This is a genomic window from Halorubrum kocurii JCM 14978 (assembly GCF_000337355.1).
Lineage (GTDB): Archaea > Halobacteriota > Halobacteria > Halobacteriales > Haloferacaceae > Halorubrum > Halorubrum kocurii.
The window spans coordinates 1-4811 of record NZ_AOJH01000069.1 but is presented as its reverse complement, the minus strand read 5'-3'; the positions used below and the strand labels follow the sequence as shown (position 1 = coordinate 4811).

The 4811-nt window shown below is 71.8% G+C and carries 5 protein-coding genes; 3 read left to right on the top strand and 2 right to left on the bottom strand.

Annotated elements, in window-relative coordinates:
• Positions 1-385: 385 nt before the first annotated feature.
• On the bottom strand, positions 386-976 hold the full coding sequence (locus C468_RS11125; RefSeq protein WP_008005127.1) for a 50S ribosomal protein L15e: 591 nt from the start codon (positions 974-976) through the stop codon (positions 386-388).
• A gap of 914 nt (positions 977-1890) precedes the next feature.
• Here C468_RS11125 and C468_RS11120 point away from each other — a divergent pair.
• Positions 1891-2097: a ribbon-helix-helix domain-containing protein gene (locus C468_RS11120; protein WP_008848986.1), complete on the top strand. Its 207-nt coding sequence runs from the start codon at positions 1891-1893 to the stop codon at positions 2095-2097.
• A complete protein-coding gene (locus tag C468_RS11115; RefSeq protein WP_008848985.1) occupies positions 2090-2812 on the top strand; it encodes a queuosine precursor transporter in 723 nt (240 codons plus the stop codon). Before C468_RS11120 ends, C468_RS11115 begins: the two co-directional genes overlap by 8 nt.
• A 29-nt stretch (positions 2813-2841) precedes the next feature.
• Here C468_RS11115 and C468_RS11110 read toward each other — a convergent pair whose 3' ends face one another.
• Complete coding sequence (locus C468_RS11110) at positions 2842-3942, bottom strand: WD40/YVTN/BNR-like repeat-containing protein (RefSeq protein WP_008848984.1); 1101 nt, start codon at positions 3940-3942, stop codon at positions 2842-2844.
• Positions 3943-4023: 81 nt separating this feature from the next.
• Between C468_RS11110 and C468_RS11105 the strand changes: the two genes are divergently transcribed.
• Positions 4024-4755 (top strand): DUF5781 family protein, encoded by a 732-nt coding sequence (locus C468_RS11105; protein WP_008848983.1) that lies wholly within the window; start codon positions 4024-4026, stop codon positions 4753-4755.
• The last annotated feature ends 56 nt before the right edge of the window (positions 4756-4811 follow it).

Sequence of the window (4811 nt, the reverse complement as noted above, 5' to 3'; positions counted from 1 at the left end):
GACGAGGCTGGGGAGGCGTGAGGTGCGGGGCGGTTGCGGGTGGGTAGGACTCAAAGGGGCGGTCGCCGGCGGCAACGCCGCCGGCGACCAGAGGCGCGAAGCGCCTCGCTGCCGTGAGGACGAAGCCCGACGACGCAAGCACTGGAAGAAGCGAGCGCAGCGAGCGACTGAAGCGCGCAGCGAGTCGCGCAAGTCGTCGCGGCTGGGGATTTGAAGGTGTTCACCGTCGAGCCACCGTCAGCAACCAGTTATAAGTGAACGAATAGGGCGTTAGAGGGATCCACCGGGGAGGTGTCGATCACGATTGCAAGGTGCTCTTCGCCGGCATCGCCACTACACGACTGATAAACGAAGAGAAGTCGGTCGGGGTCGGAACCGCGGCGGCTTACTTGCCCTGACGGTCGTTGCCGGTGACGCTCGGGCGGGTCTTCTCCGTGCCCTTCCCGCGCGTGCGCTGGCCGCGACCCTTGGTGCCGGCGGAGGTGAGCCCGCGGAAGGCGCGCCCCTTGTGGTCGTCCGAGGCGATCCAGCCGAGGTCGCCGTCGTTCTCGATCGCGGGGTGGTTCGGGTCCACCAGGATCACTTCGTGCCACTTCTGGGAGCCGTCCTCGCCGACCCAGTAGGAGTTGAGCACGCGGAGGTTCCGGTACTTGCGCGAGGCGCGCTCCTCCGAGATGCGCTGGATCGACTTGCGGCGCGAGAGCCGGTTGACGCCCTGCCGCTTCGAGCGGCGGCCGGCCTTGTGTCGCTGCTTGCGCGAGCCGCCCTTGCGGACGCTCACGCGGGCGACGACGACGCCCTGCTTCGCCTTGTAGCCCAGCTCGCGGGCCTTGTCCAGGCGAGTGGGGCGCTCGATGCGCTCGATGGCGCCCTCGTCGCGCCACTCCTGTTTGCGCTGCCACTGCAGCTCTGCCAGTTTCCCCTCCTTGGGGGACCGCCACGCCTCCTTGATGTGCGAGTAGAAGCTTCGTGCCATATGTTGTCCGCGGACGGTTGCGATTCAGCCGCGAAGCGGCCACATGTCGTCTCGTCCCGGGGCGCGACGTCGACGGCCATCGCGGCGTCGAACCCGGCCCCGGCGGCGAGTGCCCGCTGTGTCCGCACCAGCGAGTTGTCCGTAGTTCCCGCGGTTCGCCCTTAACCGCTTCGCTACGGCGTTCGCGTGGGGGTCGGTGGCACTCAGCTCGTACTGCGGCCGGGCCGCCGGTGTATCGACCACGACGCGCCGAGAGCCGGGACGTCAGCGATCGTCGGGAGCCCTCGAGTCCGGCTCGCGGTTCAGTTGAGCGTGTCCGTCCGTGCGGCCGCTCGGTCGAGAGCGTGGCCACCGCTGTCAGCGAGACTAGGTGAAGGTCGGCAACGCTCGCACGCGGTGGGGGCGGGAGGCCAACTGTGCGTCGGCGCCGCCCATCCGCCGGGTATTTAGGGCTCTCGGCGACGTAGGCTGTCACGGGGCGCGGTCGGGCGCAGCGCGAGAGCGAACCTCTCGTCGGCAGTCGGCGGCGGTTTCCGCCGCCGACGCCACCGCCCCGGGTAGGGGATTGCGTCCGGCCGCGCCGCACGCTCCCTCTCGACGCCGGAGCGCCGCAGATTCGCGGCGGTTCGCGCGTCGACGGCGACTCGCGCGTTCGCTCGCCCGCGATCGACACCCGAGACCCGCAGAGGCACACACCGCGAACGCGGCCCGCGTGTCGGGGCAGGTGCGATCGAGGCCGACGACCGCGAGCCGCTCGGAGCGCGACCGACGGCGATCACCGGCGACGGCGACGCTCGCGAGGCCGCGAGACGACGCGTTATCGCAGTGAGCCGACCGACCGACTCTTGCACAGATATTCTAGAGAGAATCCTCGAATAAGAACGCTCTTATAAATCCGGCGTAGACGACGCGGTATGCCCAAGATAAGCGTCGAGATCCCGGGCGAGCTGCTCGAGGACCTCGACGACCACGTCGGCGACGACGGGAAGTTCGTGAACCGCAGCGATGCCGTCCGCGCGTCGATCCGCAAGACCCTCGACGTGCTCGACGAGATCGACGCCCGCCACGACCGGCTCGACGACGAGTCCGGCGAGCGCGCGTCGGGGCCCGATCATGAGTGAGGGGACGGCGCGGGCCGGCGGGGGAGGCCCCTTCGCGGTCGACCCGCTGGACCGCGCCGCGGTGGCGGCCGTCGGGCTGATCACGCTGTTCGTCGTCGCCCTGGCGACCGCCCAGCTCACCGCCGCGAAGGTGATCGCTCTGCCGATCCCGGTCGCGCTGCCGGTGGTCGGCCCCGAGATCACGCTGCCGGGCGCCGCCCTCGCGTACGCGCTGACGTTCCTCGCGTCCGACTGCTACGCCGAGCTGTACGGCCGCCGCGCCACGCAGGTGGTCGTCAACGTCGCGTTCGTCGCGAACTTCCTCGTCCTCGCGTTGGTCTGGTCGACCCTCGCCGCGCCCGGGATCGACCCCGAGGTCGCCGCCGCCTTCGACACCGCCCTCGGCCCCGCGGCCAACGTCGTCGCCGGGAGCCTGCTCGCGTACGTCGTGAGCCAGAACTGGGACGTGTTCGTCTTCCACGCGATCCGCGACCGCACCGGCCGTCGCATGCTGTGGCTGCGCAACCTCGCGTCGACCGCCAGCAGTCAGGCCATCGACACCGCGATCTTCGTCGGCGTCGCGTTCTACGCCGCCCCGACCCTGCTCGGCGTCGGGAACCCCCTCCCGGGGAGCGTCCTCCTCGCGCTCGGTCTCGGCCAGTACCTCCTCAAGCTCGCGATCGCCGTCCTCGACACCCCGATCGTCTACCTGGTCGTCGGCGCAGTCCGGGAGTAACGCCGGAGCCGACGGCGCCGCCCTCTCCCTTACCTCACCGCGAGCGCCCGCGCGAGGGACGCCGGCAGGTCCGCGGGGACCCGTTCGAACGATTCCCCGGCGTCTCGAGTCCGGTAGAGCCCCTCGTTGTGTACCGCCCAGAGCGTCCCGCCGGTCCGCCCGCTCGCGAGGACCGCCCGGTACGTTCCCTCGCCGGTCGGGATCCCCCGGTCGTCGAGTCGTTCGAAGCCCGGAGTCGACCGCGAGGCCTCACCGCCTCGGTCGTCCCCGGCGGCGGGCGACCCCGGCGTCCGCCGGTAGAGGGACGCCCCGTCGCGACGGTGCGCCGCCGCCGCGCCCGCCGCCGCGCTCACGAGCGCCGTCTCCGGGTCGCCCGGGTCGACCGCGAGCCCCCAGACGTACCGGTGATCGAGCCCGCGGTCGACGACTCGCCACGAGTCGCCGCGGTCGTCGCTCTCCGCGAACCCGTCGCCCGCGGCCGCGTACACCCGGTCCGGGGCGTCCGGGTGGGTCGCGAGCGCGTGGGTGTCTCGACGCGAGCCCTCGGGGCGATCGGTCCACGACTCGCCGCCGTCGGGGGTGACGACCAGCGCCCCGGCCTCGATCCCGACGAACCACCGCTCGGGATCGGCCGGGCACGGCTCGATCCACCGAACGTGGTGGGTGTCGGGCCGCGGGGGGAACGACCACTCGGACGCGGAGGGCACGTCGGTCAGCCCCTCGAGTCGCTCGGCGGTCACCCCGCCGTCCGTCGACCGGTACGCCCGGGAGGGCTCCGTGCCGACCCAGACGACGGCGGGGTCGTGCGGGCTCGTCGCGACCGCGGTGACGGCCTCCGGGCCGGACCCGCCGGGACCGAGGGTCGCGGCGGCGACGCGCTCGAAGGAGTCGCCGCCGTCCACGGACCGGAACAGCCCCGCGCCGGACGTCCCGACGAGCACCCGGGCGTCGACGGGGCTTCCGGAGGCGGGACCCTCGCCGTCGCCTGACCCCGCGCCGGCGGACCCAGCGTCCGGAACGACCGAGAGGCACTCGACCGCGCGGTCCGCCAGCCGGAGCGAGACCGCCCCCGTCTCGGGGTCGACGACCCGGATCCCGTCGTCGTAGCCCGCGTAGACGCGCGTGTCCATGGGTCGGCGTTCGCGGCGCGGCGGCAAAAGGCTTCGACGGGCGCAAGAGACTTACCCGCCCCACCCGTGTGAACTGTAGGCATGGATCTCCGCGTGCAGGGGGATGTCCCCCCCGACCCGTTTCTCGGCGCCGCCGACCTGTTCGAGACTGAGTGCTCCCTCGACGACCCCGTCCACGTGAAGGTGCGCGAGGACCCGGACGAGCGGACCTGGGCCGGCCACTACGACGGCTACCACGTCCTGAACGTCTCGAAACGCGCCGCCACCAGCGCGATGGCCCGCGAGCTGGCCGTCCACGAGCTCTCGCACATGGCCCGCTACGAGGAGGGGCACGCCTCCCACCTCCAGTCGACCGAAGAGGCGCTGTACCTCGGCCTCGCCGGCGAGACGGTGGAACGACGCAAGCTCGCGCACTGCTACCAGATCGCGAATCACATGAAGGACATCTACGCGGACGACATCACGCTCTCGGTCGCGCCTGCGGACAAGCTCCTCGGGTTCCTCGAGTCGACCCTCGCCGCCGCCGTCGCCGACCGCCCCCAGGTCTCGCGGGACGGCACCCAGCCGGTCACGGCCGGCGCCGACCCGGAGATCACCGCGGTCAACGCCGCGTTCGCGCTCGCCCTGGTCGAGCGCCACGACATCGCCGGCCCGGACCACCGCATCTACGACCTCTCGCGCGCGGCCGGCAGCGACACCGACGCCGTCGACGTCGACGCGTTCAAGAAGCGCTTCCTCGCGCTCGGCCCCGACCCCTCGGAGAGTGACTACCGGAAGGCGCTCGTCGCGGCCGCCCGAGCGTACGCTGTTTAAAAAAAGAAAGGCGGAAACCGCGCGGAGAGCCGGGTTTCGGATCGGAGCCGACCAGT